The organism is Haloferax sp. S1W, from assembly GCF_044593955.1.
GTDB lineage: Archaea > Halobacteriota > Halobacteria > Halobacteriales > Haloferacaceae > Haloferax.
On the sequence record NZ_CP172595.1, the window covers coordinates 2,364,284 to 2,376,898 of the forward strand.

Sequence of the window (12,615 nt, forward strand, 5' to 3'; positions counted from 1 at the left end):
TATTACGTATTCGGGCGACAGACCGGGCGTGAACGTCTCGATACGCGACTGGGTTCTCGTCCGAAACGCGAACCTCAGACGACTGGTATTCGGTCGCCTCGTCACGAACGCGGGCGATAGCGTCTACGCAATCGCCGCGATGTGGCTCGTCTACGATCTCACCGGGTCGTCGGCGTACACCGGTCTCGCCGGGTTCCTGACGATGGCTCCGCAAGCCCTCCAAGTGTTCGCCGGGCCGCTTGTCGACCGCTGGTCGCTTCGGCGGATTCTCGTGCGCACGCAACTCGTACAGGCTGTTTTGGTCCTCGCTATCCCGCTGGCAGACTTCCTCGGCGTCCTCTCGGTGTGGGTTGTCCTCACCGTCATGCCACTGGTGTCGCTTCTGAACCAACTCGTCTACCCGGCGCAGTCGGCCGCCGTCCCCCGAATCGTCGACGGCGACGACCTCGTGACCGCGAACTCGCTTCTTTCGCTTTCGTATCAGGGCGTCGATATGGCGTTCAACGCGCTCGCGGGCGTCCTCATCGCGGCCACAGGCGCGGTAACGCTCTATCTCCTCGACTCGGTTTCGTTCGCGGTTGCGGCGGCGTTGTTCGTCCGGTTGCACATCCCTGCTGCTGGCGAGGACGACGAACCGGCAACCGACACCGATTCGTCGGCTGCGACCGGTGCAGTCGCAGACGGCGGCGCGGACGCTCCGGTCCCAGATGACGATGACGACGACGAACTGGGGCCGTCGGGGTACCTCGATGACCTCCGGGCGGGCCTCGGGTTCGTTCGCGGGAGCATCCTCCTCCCCATGCTCGTAACCGGACTAGTTGCGAACGGCCTCCTCGGCGGTGCGTGGGCGACGATGCCCACGTTCGCCGACGCTCGCGGCGGCCCGGAGGCCTACGGGATGCTCATGGCCGCCATCGCTGGCGGCATCCTCGTCGGTGCGGCGGTCGCCTCGGTGTTCGACGACCTGCCGTTCGGCCCACTCACTGTCGGCCTGTTCGCCGTCAGCGGGTCCGCGTGGCTCGCAGCGATTTCCGTGTCGTGGCTCCCCGGGACCATTGCCCTCCTCACGCTCGCTACCGTCCCCATCGGTATCTCGAACGTCATCACGATGGCCATCATACAGACGCTCGTCCCCGACGACCTGCTGGGTCGGGTGATGGCCGCGGTCGGAAGCCTCTCGACGCTGATGATGCCTGCCGGGTCGGCACTGGGGGGCGTTTTCGGCGACACCGTCGGTGCGGAATTCGTCGTGGGAGCAGGGGGAGCGGGGTTGCTGTTCGTCGCCGCCTACGTCCTCGCGGTTCCGTCGCTTCGCCGACTTCCGGCCATCGACGAGATGGAGACACTCGCGGCCTGAGTAGACACGCTTGCGGCCTGAACAGCGAGCCTCGCGTGCGAGGGATACACGCAGCGCCCCCGCGAGCGAACGCTTAAACCGTTACACCGGGTATCCACCTCTATGCAGCACGTCAAGGTGCCGCAGGACCGTATCGGTGTTCTCATCGGCGAAGGTGGTTCGACACTCCGCGAAATTGAGCGACGAGCAGAGGTTCGCCTCGATGTCGACTCTGAAAACGGCAGTGTCGCTATCGACAGCGTCGGCGACCCCGTTCTCGGAATGGTCGCCCCTGATGTCGTTCGCGCCGTCGGCCGCGGCTTTGCCCCTGAGGACGCGATGTCGCTCCTCGACCAGGAGATGGCGATGTTCGAACTTATCGAAATCGACCGACACACCCGCAACAAAAACGATATGCGGCGAAAGAAGGGCCGACTCATCGGCGAGAACGGCCGCACCCGCGAACTCATGGAAGAGTTGACCGGGGCGGACGTCGTCATCTACGGGTCGACGCTCGGCATTATCGGCCAACCCGAAGAGGTCGAAGCCGTCCGTCGCGCCGTCGAGATGATTCTCGACGGTGCCCCGCACGGTGCCGTCTACTCGTTCCTCGAACGCAAGCACAACGAACTGACGCGCGGATTCAACGTCCGACAGAACAACTGAGCCGCCTCGCCGACGAGACACCACTGAGGTGCGGCACGCACCGCCGCCGACGCCTGCCGTCGGGGCACCACGCTGACGCACCAGCCCCGCATCGTTTTTTCACCACCCGACGTACTGAGAGTCGTGACGCCACAGTTCGAGACGGACGACGGCCGGGTCGTCACCGCCGTCACGGCCGCCGAAATGCAAGCGGTGGACCGCGTCGCAGTCGACGAAGTCGGATTGGCGCTCCTCCAGATGATGGAACACGCCGGGCGAAATCTCGCCGAGGTCGCCCGCGAGGCGGCCGTAGGCGGTCGAATCGTCGTCCTCGCGGGCGACGGTGGCAACGGCGGCGGGGGCATCTGCGCCGCCCGACACCTCGCAAACGGGGGCGCTGAGGTGACGGTCGTCCTCGACAGAGACGCCGACGACCTGACCGGCGCGGCCGCTCGGCAGCACCGCATCCTCGGGGCCACCGACGCGACAGTGATTACAGCAGCTAGCTCCGAGCCTTACATTCGAAACGCCGATGTCGTGGTCGATTCTCTCGTCGGCTATGGTCTCTCTGGTGCGCTCCGAGGCGCGGCGGCGATGCTCGTCGAGGCCGCGGAAGGGGCAAGCCACGTTGTCTCACTAGACGTCCCCTCGGGTATCGACGCGACAACCGGCGAGGCACCCGGCACCGCCGTCGAACCCGACACGACCCTCACGCTCGCGCTCCCGAAGACGGGACTGGCGGAAGCGACTGTGGGTGACCTACTTCTCGCCGACATCGGGATTCCACGAGGCGCCTACGACTCACTCGATATCGACTACGCCGACCCCTTCGGCGGCGCACGCCGAGTTTGGCTTCGGATTCGTTCATAAACCCTCGTAATCGACCGCAGTCACCGAATCGCGACCACGCCACCGTGTTGCGTTTTGACATGGCACTGTTCGATGGGTTTTTATAGAATCACAAACAATCAAGCGATGACTATGAGCCAGCGAATGCAGCAGGGTCAGCCCATGATCATTCTGGGCGAAGACTCGCAGCGCACATCCGGTCAGGATGCGCAGTCGATGAACATCACGGCCGGAAAGGCCGTCGCAGAGGCCGTACGTACGACGCTCGGCCCCAAGGGGATGGACAAGATGCTCGTCGACTCGACGGGACAGGTCGTCGTCACGAACGACGGCGTCACCATCCTCAAGGAGATGGACATCGACCACCCCGCGGCCAACATGATTGTCGAAGTCTCCGAGACGCAGGAGACCGAAGTCGGCGACGGCACGACGACCGCCGTCGTCATCGCGGGTGAACTCCTCGACCAGGCCGAAGACCTCCTCGAATCTGACGTCCACGCGACGACCATCGCGCAGGGGTACCGTCAGGCCGCCGAGAAGGCCAAGGAAGTCCTCGAATCGAAGGCTATCGAAGTCACCGAGGACGACCGCGAGACCCTCATCAAGATCGCCGCCACGGCGATGACCGGCAAGGGCGCAGAGTCCGCGAAGGACCTGCTCGCCGAACTCGTCGTCGACTCCGTGCTGGCCGTTCAGGACGACGACAGCATCGACACGGACAACGTCTCCGTCGAGAAGGTCGTCGGTGGCTCCATCCACAACTCCGAACTCGTCGAAGGCGTCATCGTCGACAAGGAACGCGTCGACGAGAACATGCCCTACGCGGTCGAAGACGCCAACGTCGCCATCCTCGACGACGCGCTCGAAGTCCGCGAGACGGAAATCGACGCCGAAGTCAACGTCACCGACCCCGACCAGCTTCAGCAGTTCCTCGACCAGGAAGAAAAGCAGCTGAAGGAAATGGTCGACACGCTCGTCGATGTCGGTTCCGACGTCGTCTTCGTCGGTGACGGTATCGACGACATGGCCCAGCACTACCTCGCGAAGGAGGGCATCCTCGCGGTCCGCCGCGCCAAGTCCTCGGACCTCAAGCGCCTCGCCCGTGCGACGGGCGGTCGCGTCGTCTCCAACCTCGACGACATCGAGGAAGACGACCTCGGCTTCGCCGGCTCCGTCGCCCAGAAGGACATCGGCGGCGACGAGCGCATCTTCGTCGAGGACGTCGAAGACGCGAAGTCCGTCACGCTCATCCTCCGCGGTGGCACCGAGCACGTCGTCGACGAACTTGAGCGCGCCATCGACGACTCCCTCGGCGTCGTTCGCACGACCCTCGAAGACGGCAAGGTGCTCCCCGGCGGCGGCGCTCCCGAGACGGAGCTTTCGCTCACCCTGCGCGAGTTCGCTGACTCCGTCGGCGGCCGCGAGCAGCTCGCCGTCGAGGCATTCGCTGAAGCGCTGGACATCATCCCGCGCACCCTCGCCGAGAACGCTGGTCTCGACCCCATCGACTCCCTCGTCGACCTCCGCTCGCGTCACGACGCCGGCGAATTCGCCGCTGGCCTCGACGCCTACACGGGCGACATCATCGACATGGAAGACGAAGGCGTCGTCGAGCCCCTCCGCGTCAAGACGCAGGCCATCGAGTCCGCGACCGAAGCCGCTGTCATGATCCTCCGCATCGACGACGTCATCGCTGCTGGCGACCTCTCCGGTGGCCAGACCGGCGACGACGACGACGAAGGCGGCGCACCCGGCGGCATGGGCGGCATGGGTGGCATGGGCGGTATGGGCGGCATGGGCGGCGCAATGTAAGCGCCCCCGGATAGGACACATACACCCACCACCTGACCCGCGCATCGACTCGAAACGTCGGCCTAACTTCCGACCCGATTTTTCTTGCGTCACGCTCGGTAGCGACGCTGAACGACACTCCCAGCAGAAGAGGGCCCCGTCCAAGCAGCCCTGAATCCCAATCTTCTCCCACCAGCCCATGCTATATCCCACCATGGGCGACCGAGCGTGTTACCGCGAGTTCTGTCCGCACTGCGACGCGCAGGTGACGATTGTCGATTCGGCGTGTCCCGAGTGTGGACGGGAATTAGAACTCGTCTGAGTGAGGTGTCTCCGAAAGTCGGTCGATGTGGTGGACCGCATTCGGTGAGAGAAGCCTCCCGCTGGAAACCTCGACCCAGCCATTGGGAAGCACCCGTATCGTTCCTTCGTGGAGGACAGTCTCGCTCTCTGGGTCGCCGTAGACCACGGCGTGGTCGATTGTCCATTCGAAGATGCCGAGCAGGGGCGTGTCGGAAGCGAACACCATGGTACTACGTCCATCTGTCAATTGATGAGTGTTTGGCAGGTTTGAATAGGTATTCGAGAAGGAGTGCGTCCCGACACGCCACCTGACACTCAGCAACCGCACACAGTTCAGCAACCAAAAGAGCGCGACGGGAGTCCCACGAGGCACCGCCGAGCGCGACGGGAGTGCAGCGCGTAGCGCTGCACTTCGTGACCGGAGGTCACGAGATTCGAACCTCAGTCGCTCACTTCGTTCGCTCCCTGATTCGAATCCCGCGCGGACGTTTCGACATGCCTCGCTGGCGCTCGCGGTCTTCACAGTAAAAAAAGCGCGACGGGAGTCCCACGAGGCACCGCCGAGTGGGACTCAGGAGCGCGAGCGAGGCCTCCGGCCGAGCGAGCGCGACGGGATTCGAACCCGCGACCATCGGATTAGAAGTCCGACGCTCTGTCCGACTGAGCTACGCGCCCTCGGATGCCACAAATCGGCCCCGGAAGAAAAACGAATCGGGTTCTATCCGTCGAACCGATACAGGGAGGTGACCACCGGCAGCCGATTGAACATCCAGAAGGCAATCGGGAGGCCGACGATAGTGACCGCGAAGAACGCCGCGACGTTCGCCCACAGCCAACTGAACCACCAGCCGACGAAGACGAAGTAGACAGCGCGGACGAGGAGCGAACGCTGTCCGGGGGCCGATTCGGGGTCGGTGAGCGACCGTGGCTCTTTCAACGAGAGCACCGTCGGCACGAGATTGATGAGTTTGATGCCGAGCGGGAGGCCGATGATGGTCGCGTTAAGCAGCCACGCGACGTTGACGACGAGGGGCGTCGCCCACCAGCCGACGACCACGAACCAGAGTGCTCGAACGACGAGGGAGCGTTGAGACATAGTTCACAGTGGGCGGCGAAGGGCGAAAAGTGACGCGGCGCTCGCAGGTCGCTGCCGTGGGCGAGGAGAACCGAGCGACGGTGAAGGGAGGGTTTAACAGCGCGAGCGCGGTAGCAACGGCCATGCAAGTCATCGGGACAGTCGGCCTGCCCGGCAGCGGAAAAGGCGAACTCGCCGAAGTAGCCCGCGAGGCGGGCATTCCCGTCGTGACGATGGGCGACATCATCCGCGATGAGTGTCGCAATCGCGGCCTCGACCCCGCGACCGAGCACGGAACGGTTGCGAAGGCCCTCCGCGAGGAAGAAGGCGACGACGCCATCGCGGCGCGGTCGCTTCCGATCATCGAAGACCACCTCGAATCGAACGACGTGGTGCTGGTGGACGGTCTCCGGTCGGACGTGGAACTCGACCGCTTCCGCGACGCCTTCGGCGACGAGTTCGTTCTGGTGAGCGTCGAAGCGCCGTTCGAGACGCGCGCCGAGCGCTTGCTGGAACGCGGGCGCGACGCGAGCGACACCGACGTCGAGGCACTAAAGAAGCGCGAGAAGCGCGAACTCGACTTCGGGATGGGTGAGGCGATGGAGCGCGCCGACGTGGTCATCGAAAACACCGGCACGCTGGCGGAGTACCGCGAGAAAATCGAACTGCTGTTCGAGGAAGGCCCAGACGCCGTCGCGGAGGCGAACGCATGATATACAGCGTCGACGTTCGCATCGAAGCCCCGGTTCGCGACACGGAAATCACCGACCGCGTCGGCGACGCCGTCGAGAACCTCTTTCCGGGCGTCGAACTGACCCACGAAGACGGAACGCTCGTCGGCGAGAGCCACGAGTTAGAGCGCTTTTCGGAGCGCCTCCACGAGCAGGCCATCCTCGATACGGCCCGCCGTGAGTTCGCCAAGCGAAAGGACGACGACGGCTTCTCGTTCGCGCTGAAGAAGCAGGCCGCGTTCAAAGGTGTCGTCAACTTCGCCGTCGGCAACCCCGACGAACTGGGCGACATCGGGGTCCACGTGACCGTCCGCGACCCAACGGTGGACGAACTCATCGACCACATTGCGCCGCCGACCGAAGACGGACGGCCAATCGACCCCGACGAGAGATAAGAACAGTTTCAGCGGGCCGCAGGCGACTCACGCCGCACCAATCACGCCACCAACGCCGCCACCGCGATGGTGATAAAGACGATTTTTAGCCCCGTGTTGACGGCGATGACCTTCGACCCGAATTCGGGGCCCCAGATGCCGTACTGGAAGGGAATCGACCGCTTGAACGTCGAGACAGCGAAAGAGATGATGCCGCCGATGAGCATCGTCGCCACGGCCTGTTTCGGCGTGAACGTCTGGCCGATAGCCGGCGCGATAGCCGCGGCCCCGGCGGTCGTATCGAACGCGAAGGCGACGACAATCGGCACAGAGGCCCCCGGCAAGCCGACGAGGTTCGTCAGCGGACTGGCGAGGGCGGTGAACGATTCGAGGTCCGTCGTCCGCAAGAGGAGCGTGACCAGCACGTAGACGACGGCGAGACGCGGGACGATGCGTCTGAGCGTCTTCCACGTCTTTCGCCCGGCGTCTTCGAGCATCGACCGGAGCGACTGCTCTTCCTCGCTGGCCTCGCCAGCACCATCAGTCTGTGCGACTGCGGCAGAGTCGAGGTTCCGCCCCGAGAGGAGAATTGCCCCGGCGACGACGCCCGTGATGGTGATAGCGAGCGCGATAGCCGCGCGCGCGCCGACGTACATGAACCCGACTTCGTGGCCGAGAATGGGGATGAGGACCGGCCAGTAGAAGGTAAAGATGTGCTGGACGAAGCCGAAGAACGTGTTGATAGTGACGGCAACGAGGGTCGCACGGTCGTCGAGGACGCCGGATTCGCGGTATTCGGCGAGCATGCCGTATCCCGCCGTCGTCGACGCGGCGGTCGTGACGATGGCTGTTCCCACCTCGTCGGGGAGGTTCGCCGGTCCCGTCAGGTACCGAGAGAGACCGGCGATTCGCTCCACGAGACCGAAGGCGACCACGAGGTTGGCCGCGAAGACGCCGATTGCGATGTAGACCGCGATACGGGCGACTCGTGGAAGTACCTCGACCAAAACGGGGAGGAACGCCGACGGTTGCACGGTCGGTCCTGGGGAGCGAGCGAACTAAGCGGCGTCGGTTGGGGAACCCCGCGCTGAACAACCCAGTCGAGTCGGGGTTTCAGACCAGCACCTGTACCACGCCCAAAAGCACCACGACCCCGAGCACGTCACAGACGTTGGTGACCACGGGGATGACCACGTCGTCCGGGTCAAGGCCGAATCTGTAGGCAGCGTACGTCGCGGTGAGCGTCACCGCCACCGCCAGCACCGCGAGGATTGTCCCACTGGCGAGCGCGACGGTGAGGACCGTCTCAGCCGCCAGCATCGCACCGCCCGAAACGAGCGCGGCCAGCACCCACGCACCGAACCCGATAACGGGGAAGATAGTCACCGCGAGCGCGAACGTGGCGATGGCGTTGCCAGTGAGTTCGTCGTCATCGGGCGAAAACGAGAGCGTCCCGAGGTGGAACGACGTGGAGAGGCGCGCCGCGAGGACGCTTCCGAGGTTCCCGGCCGTCCCGATGGTAACGGGGACGAGCACGAGAAGCGAGGGATACCGCAGTAGCTTCGCCTCGAAACTTCCGAGGACGAGTCCGCTGCCGATTTCGACGAGCGTGAGCACCAACAGGACCGGAAGCATCGCGCGCGTAATTGCACGGACAGTCCACTCCGTCGGCACGTCAGAACACCCCCGCGATGGCGAGGATAATTCGCACGGCGATGAGCAGGAAGAGGATACCGAACACGTCGCCGGTGGTGGTCACGATAGGGCCGACGAGCGTGTCTGGATTGTGGCCGCGTCGATAGCCCGCGAAGACGACGGTGACGACGACGGCCGTGAGGACGATACCGGAGAGCAGTCCGGCGATGATGGCGATACCGACGAGAACCGAAAGGGGCGCAACTGGGCTTCCGAGAAGCGTGAGGAGGAAGAACGCGACGATAGCGGCGAAGGTGCTTGTCAGGACGCCGTTTGCGAGCGCGGCGGTGGCGGCGGCCTGTAATCTGTCGTCGCCCGCGGTGACGTGCGGTTCGATGAGACCCTGGTGGAGCGCGGTGGCGACGCGAGCACCGAGCGACCCGTAGACGTTCCCACGGGTGGCGAGGAGCGCGGGCACGAGGACGAGTAGGCCGGGGACGGCACGGAGTTCGGCGCGCATTCCGCCGAGGACGACGCCCGCGACGAGGCCACCAACGAGACTCGCGGAGAGCGCAGGAAGGGCTTCCCGGTATGCCTCGACAGCGACGTCGCGCACGGTCATTGTGGGGTGCGAGGGACGCGAACGTTAAAAGTCGGCGGTATCTCGGACTGTCCGACGAAAAACCGTGAGAGACGGAGACGGGCGGTTCGCGTCGGCGTCGTTAGAACGGACCCATACCGCCCATTCCGCCCATGTCGCCGCCTTGCTGCTGAAGCTTCTTCATCATCCGCTGCATGTCGCCGTCGCCCATGCCCTGGAACTGCTTGATGGTGCGTTCCATCATGCGGTGTTGTTCGAGGAGTTCCTGAATCGTCTCCTCGTTTTCGCCCGAGCCGTTTGCGATGCGTTCGACGCGGGAGGCACCGATGATGCGCGGGTTCTCCAGTTCCTCTTCGGTCATGGAGTCCATGATAATCTCGAACGAGCGCATCCGGTCTTTCGTCACGTCCATCGCGTCGTCCGGCAGTTGGTCCTTGAGACCGCCGCCGAGACCGGGAATCATGTCGAGCACCTGGTCGAGCGGCCCCATCTTGTTCATCGCCTCCATCTGCTTTTGCATGTCCTTGAGGGTGAAGTTCCCCTTCATCATCTCCTCGGGCTCCCAGTCCTCGTCTTCGGCCTGGGTCTCCGCCATGGCGCGTTCGACGCGCTCGGAGAGTTGCTTGAGGTCACCCATGCCGAGGAGCCGCGAGATGAAGCCGTTCGGCTCGAATCGCTCGATGTCCTGAACGGTCTCACCCATGCCGAGGAAGCCGATAGACGAGTCCGTCTCGTTGACGGCGGTCAGGGCACCGCCACCCTTCGCGGTCCCGTCGAGTTTGGTGATGACGACGCCGCCGATGCCGATGGACTCGTCGAACTGCTGGGCCTGTTCTTTCGCGCCCTGCCCGATTGCCGCGTCGAGGACGAGCATGTTCAGGTCGGGTTGGACGACCGATTCGATTTCCTCGATTTCGGCGATGAGGTCGTCTTCGAGGGCGTGTCGACCGGCCGTGTCGACGATGTGAACGTCGGCGTCTTCGGTCGCTTCGAGGCCTTCGCGGGCAATCTGTACCGGGTCGTCGCAGTCGGGGTCACCGTAGAAGTCGACCTCCGCCCGCTCACACATCTGCTTGGCCTGGTCGTACGCGCCGGGGCGGAAGGTGTCGGTCTGGATGACCGCGGGGCGAAGCCCCTTCTTCGAGAACCACCACGCCATCTTGGCAGAGGTGGTCGTCTTCCCCGACCCTTGCAGACCGGCGAGCATGATGGTCTGCGGTTCGAGCGGAATCTCCGTGGACTGGCCGATGAGTTCGACGAGTTCCTCGTAGACGATTTTCAGGACGTGGTCGCGGGCGCCCGTGCCACCCGGCGGCTCTTCCTCCAGCGCACGAGTCTTGATAGAGTCAGAAAGGTCCATGACGAGGCTGACATCAACGTCCGCGGAGAGCAAGGAGCGCTGAATCTCCTTGACGATCTCCTGAACGTCGTCCTCGTCGATGCGGGACTTGCCCCGCAGCTTTTCGAGACTGCCGCGGAGGGAACTCCCGAGATTATCGAGTACCATTGTGCCTTCCTACGCTGTCGCGTCGGTAAAGGCTTTATCCGTCGCGTCCGCGGCCGAAGACCTATCGGTAATGCCGGAGACACCTCTGACGATGACCCGAATCCTCGTCCTCGACCAACCAAATCACGACATCCCCGCCGAGGAGTACGTCGATGCGCTCTGCGAGCGGCTCCCAGACGCGACCATCGTCCACCCGAAGACGACCGCCGAAACCCTCGACGCCGCGCGCGACGCCGACATCATCACCGGAACCTACCTCCACGACGACGTTCTCGCCGCCGCGGACAACCTCCAGCTATTCGCCGGTGCGGCGGCCGGATACGACCACCTCCCGATGGAGACACTCCGCGAACGCGGCATCACAGTCACGAACGCCTCCGGCGTCCACGGCCCCAACATCGCCGAGCACGTCATCGGCTGGCTCCTGATGATTACGCGCCGCCTCGACGAGGGAATCCGCCGACAGGAACGCCGCGAGTGGCGGTCGTTTCAGGCGTACGGCGAACTGAACGGCTCGACAGTGACCGTCGTCGGTCTCGGCGCAATCGGACAGGCGGTCGTCGAGCGCCTCGACCCCTTCGGCGTCGAAACCATCGGTGTTCGCTACACGCCCGAAAAGGGTGGACCGACGGACCGCGTGGTCGGCTTCGACGACCTCGAATCCGCGCTCGTGGAAACGGACTACCTCGTTCTCGCATGCCCGCTGACCGACGAGACGCGACAGCTTATCGACCAACAGGCGTTCGACGTGCTGCCGAATCACGCCGTCCTCGTGAATATCGCCCGCGGTGGCGTCGTCGACACCGACGCGCTCGTCACGGCGGTCCAGCGCAGCCGCATCCGGGCCGCTGCGCTCGACGTGACCGACCCCGAACCGCTCCCGGAGGACCACCCGCTGTGGACCTTCGAGAACGTATTTATCACCCCGCACGTCGCGGGCCACACGCCACAGTATTTCACCCGGCTGGCGGACATCCTCGCGGAGAACGTCCAGCGGTTGGAAGAACGCGACGGTGGAGACGCAGGGACGGCCGACACCCCGCTCCGGAACCAAGTGCTTCCCGAAACCCCACCTACTTCAGCCGAGGATGCCTAGCGCGAGTCGATGACCGGCATCGCGCTCGGACTCAATCCGGCAACCCTGCTCGCCTTCTGTGCGGCGGCTATCGCGCTCATTCTCACACCCGGTCCCGACACGATGTACGTCCTTGCTCGCGGCCTCGACGGACGCGAATCGGGCGTCCGCTCGGCGTTCGGTATCGCCACCGGCGTCCTCTTTCACACGATGCTCGCCACGCTCGGTGTCGCCGCGCTCCTCCAGACCGTGCCGGAGGCCGCCGACGCAATCCAGTACGTCGGCGCGGCCTACCTCATCTACCTCGGTGTGGTCGCGCTCCGCGACGACGAGTTCGACCCCGCTGTCGAGACAGACGCCTCGGGGAGCTTTCGCCGCGGCGTCCTCGTCAACGCCCTGAACCCGAAGGTTGCGCTGTTCTTCCTCGCGTTCCTCCCCGGGTTCGCCGGAAACGGCCCCGCGGCGGGCGAACGGATGGCACTGCTCGGGGCAGTGTACGCCGTCCTCACCGCCATCTACCTCTCGGTCGTCGCGCTCGGTGCCGACAGACTCGGCGACGCGCTCGCCGGGACGCGAGTCACGCGCGCGCTGAACTACGTCGGTGCAGGGACGATGCTGCTGCTCGGCGTCGTACTCGCGGTGGAATAAGAGGGCCGACGGACTGTAACGCAGTTCGCCGAGGGGCGAGACTCG

15 protein-coding genes and 1 tRNA gene are annotated in these 12,615 nt (G+C 64.7%); 9 read left to right on the forward strand and 7 right to left on the reverse strand.

The genetic code is table 11. The features are described 5' to 3' along the window. Window positions 1-28: 28 nt before the first annotated feature. The 5 genes from ACH9L7_RS12475 (at window position 29) to ACH9L7_RS12495 (ending at window position 4,943) form a co-directional block, all read left to right on the forward strand. Window positions 29-1,357: an MFS transporter gene (locus ACH9L7_RS12475; RefSeq protein ID WP_396611022.1), complete on the forward strand. Its 1,329-nt coding sequence runs from the start codon at window positions 29-31 to the stop codon at window positions 1,355-1,357. A 102-nt stretch (window positions 1,358-1,459) separates the two neighbouring features. After that, on the forward strand, window positions 1,460-2,002 hold the full coding sequence (locus ACH9L7_RS12480) for a KH domain-containing protein (protein WP_396611023.1): 543 nt from the start codon (window positions 1,460-1,462) through the stop codon (window positions 2,000-2,002). 123 nt (window positions 2,003-2,125) lie between these two features. Next, entirely contained in the window at window positions 2,126-2,851 is a 726-nt protein-coding gene (locus ACH9L7_RS12485; protein WP_396611024.1) for an NAD(P)H-hydrate epimerase, read from the forward strand. A 141-nt stretch (window positions 2,852-2,992) separates the two neighbouring features. Then, window positions 2,993-4,642, forward strand: a complete 1,650-nt coding sequence (gene thsA / locus ACH9L7_RS12490; protein WP_396613275.1) for a thermosome subunit alpha — start codon at window positions 2,993-2,995, stop codon at window positions 4,640-4,642. A 193-nt stretch (window positions 4,643-4,835) separates the two neighbouring features. After that, a complete protein-coding gene (locus tag ACH9L7_RS12495) occupies window positions 4,836-4,943 on the forward strand; it encodes a zinc-ribbon domain-containing protein (RefSeq protein ID WP_396611025.1) in 108 nt (35 codons plus the stop codon). Here ACH9L7_RS12495 and ACH9L7_RS12500 read toward each other — a convergent pair. The 3 genes from ACH9L7_RS12500 to ACH9L7_RS12510 form a co-directional block, all read right to left on the reverse strand. Beyond that, on the reverse strand, window positions 4,929-5,150 hold the full coding sequence (locus tag ACH9L7_RS12500) for a hypothetical protein (RefSeq protein WP_396611026.1): 222 nt from the start codon (window positions 5,148-5,150) through the stop codon (window positions 4,929-4,931). The two genes, ACH9L7_RS12495 and ACH9L7_RS12500, sit on opposite strands and share 15 nt — an antisense overlap. A 375-nt stretch (window positions 5,151-5,525) precedes the next feature. Next, window positions 5,526-5,599: transfer RNA gene (locus tag ACH9L7_RS12505), tRNA-Arg, on the reverse strand. Between the two features lie 43 nt (window positions 5,600-5,642). Continuing rightward, a complete protein-coding gene (locus tag ACH9L7_RS12510; RefSeq protein WP_396611027.1) occupies window positions 5,643-6,020 on the reverse strand; it encodes a YccF domain-containing protein in 378 nt (125 codons plus the stop codon). A gap of 122 nt (window positions 6,021-6,142) precedes the next feature. Here ACH9L7_RS12510 and ACH9L7_RS12515 point away from each other — a divergent pair, with 122 nt between their 5' ends. Both ACH9L7_RS12515 and ACH9L7_RS12520 read left to right on the forward strand, forming a co-directional pair. After that, the gene (locus tag ACH9L7_RS12515) at window positions 6,143-6,712 is read left to right on the forward strand and encodes an AAA family ATPase (protein WP_396611028.1); all 570 of its coding nucleotides are present in this window, start codon (window positions 6,143-6,145) and stop codon (window positions 6,710-6,712) included. After that, on the forward strand, window positions 6,709-7,125 hold the full coding sequence (locus tag ACH9L7_RS12520; RefSeq protein ID WP_396611029.1) for an RNA-binding domain-containing protein: 417 nt from the start codon (window positions 6,709-6,711) through the stop codon (window positions 7,123-7,125). The genes ACH9L7_RS12515 and ACH9L7_RS12520 overlap by 4 nt, the downstream gene beginning before the upstream one ends. 41 nt (window positions 7,126-7,166) lie before the next feature. Here the strand turns inward: ACH9L7_RS12520 and ACH9L7_RS12525 are convergent, their stop codons facing one another. From ACH9L7_RS12525 to ACH9L7_RS12540, 4 genes are all read right to left on the reverse strand, one after another. Beyond that, on the reverse strand, window positions 7,167-8,138 hold the full coding sequence (locus ACH9L7_RS12525; RefSeq protein WP_396611030.1) for a nucleoside recognition protein: 972 nt from the start codon (window positions 8,136-8,138) through the stop codon (window positions 7,167-7,169). 79 nt (window positions 8,139-8,217) lie between these two features. After that, window positions 8,218-8,778 carry a magnesium transporter gene (locus ACH9L7_RS12530; RefSeq protein WP_396611031.1) on the reverse strand — a complete coding sequence of 187 codons (561 nt, stop codon included), beginning with the start codon at window positions 8,776-8,778 and terminating at the stop codon, window positions 8,218-8,220. Window position 8,779: 1 nt separating this feature from the next. Further along, complete coding sequence (locus tag ACH9L7_RS12535) at window positions 8,780-9,361, reverse strand: magnesium transporter (protein ID WP_396611032.1); 582 nt, start codon at window positions 9,359-9,361, stop codon at window positions 8,780-8,782. Window positions 9,362-9,461: 100 nt separating this feature from the next. After that, window positions 9,462-10,847 (reverse strand): signal recognition particle protein Srp54, encoded by a 1,386-nt coding sequence (locus ACH9L7_RS12540; RefSeq protein ID WP_396611033.1) that lies wholly within the window; start codon window positions 10,845-10,847, stop codon window positions 9,462-9,464. Window positions 10,848-10,938: 91 nt separating this feature from the next. Here ACH9L7_RS12540 and ACH9L7_RS12545 point away from each other — a divergent pair, with 91 nt between their 5' ends. Both ACH9L7_RS12545 and ACH9L7_RS12550 read left to right on the forward strand, forming a co-directional pair. Beyond that, complete coding sequence (locus ACH9L7_RS12545) at window positions 10,939-11,943, forward strand: D-2-hydroxyacid dehydrogenase (RefSeq protein WP_396611034.1); 1,005 nt, start codon at window positions 10,939-10,941, stop codon at window positions 11,941-11,943. A 9-nt stretch (window positions 11,944-11,952) separates the two neighbouring features. Beyond that, window positions 11,953-12,570, forward strand: a complete 618-nt coding sequence (locus ACH9L7_RS12550) for a LysE family translocator (protein ID WP_396611035.1) — start codon at window positions 11,953-11,955, stop codon at window positions 12,568-12,570. The last annotated feature ends 45 nt before the right edge of the window (window positions 12,571-12,615 follow it).

Coding starts and splice junctions, on each gene's coding strand:
- ACH9L7_RS12535 (WP_396611032.1), bottom strand. CDS start 9,361: ATGACCGTGCGCGACGTCGCTGTCGAGGCATACCGGGAAGCCCTTCCT.
- thsA (WP_396613275.1), top strand. CDS start 2,993: ATGATCATTCTGGGCGAAGACTCGCAGCGCACATCCGGTCAGGATGCG.
- ACH9L7_RS12510 (WP_396611027.1), bottom strand. CDS start 6,020: ATGTCTCAACGCTCCCTCGTCGTTCGAGCACTCTGGTTCGTGGTCGTC.
- ACH9L7_RS12515 (WP_396611028.1), top strand. CDS start 6,143: ATGCAAGTCATCGGGACAGTCGGCCTGCCCGGCAGCGGAAAAGGCGAA.
- ACH9L7_RS12545 (WP_396611034.1), top strand. CDS start 10,939: ATGACCCGAATCCTCGTCCTCGACCAACCAAATCACGACATCCCCGCC.
- ACH9L7_RS12550 (WP_396611035.1), top strand. CDS start 11,953: ATGACCGGCATCGCGCTCGGACTCAATCCGGCAACCCTGCTCGCCTTC.
- ACH9L7_RS12495 (WP_396611025.1), top strand. CDS start 4,836: ATGGGCGACCGAGCGTGTTACCGCGAGTTCTGTCCGCACTGCGACGCG.
- ACH9L7_RS12520 (WP_396611029.1), top strand. CDS start 6,709: ATGATATACAGCGTCGACGTTCGCATCGAAGCCCCGGTTCGCGACACG.
- ACH9L7_RS12480 (WP_396611023.1), top strand. CDS start 1,460: ATGCAGCACGTCAAGGTGCCGCAGGACCGTATCGGTGTTCTCATCGGC.
- ACH9L7_RS12540 (WP_396611033.1), bottom strand. CDS start 10,847: ATGGTACTCGATAATCTCGGGAGTTCCCTCCGCGGCAGTCTCGAAAAG.
- ACH9L7_RS12500 (WP_396611026.1), bottom strand. CDS start 5,150: ATGGTGTTCGCTTCCGACACGCCCCTGCTCGGCATCTTCGAATGGACA.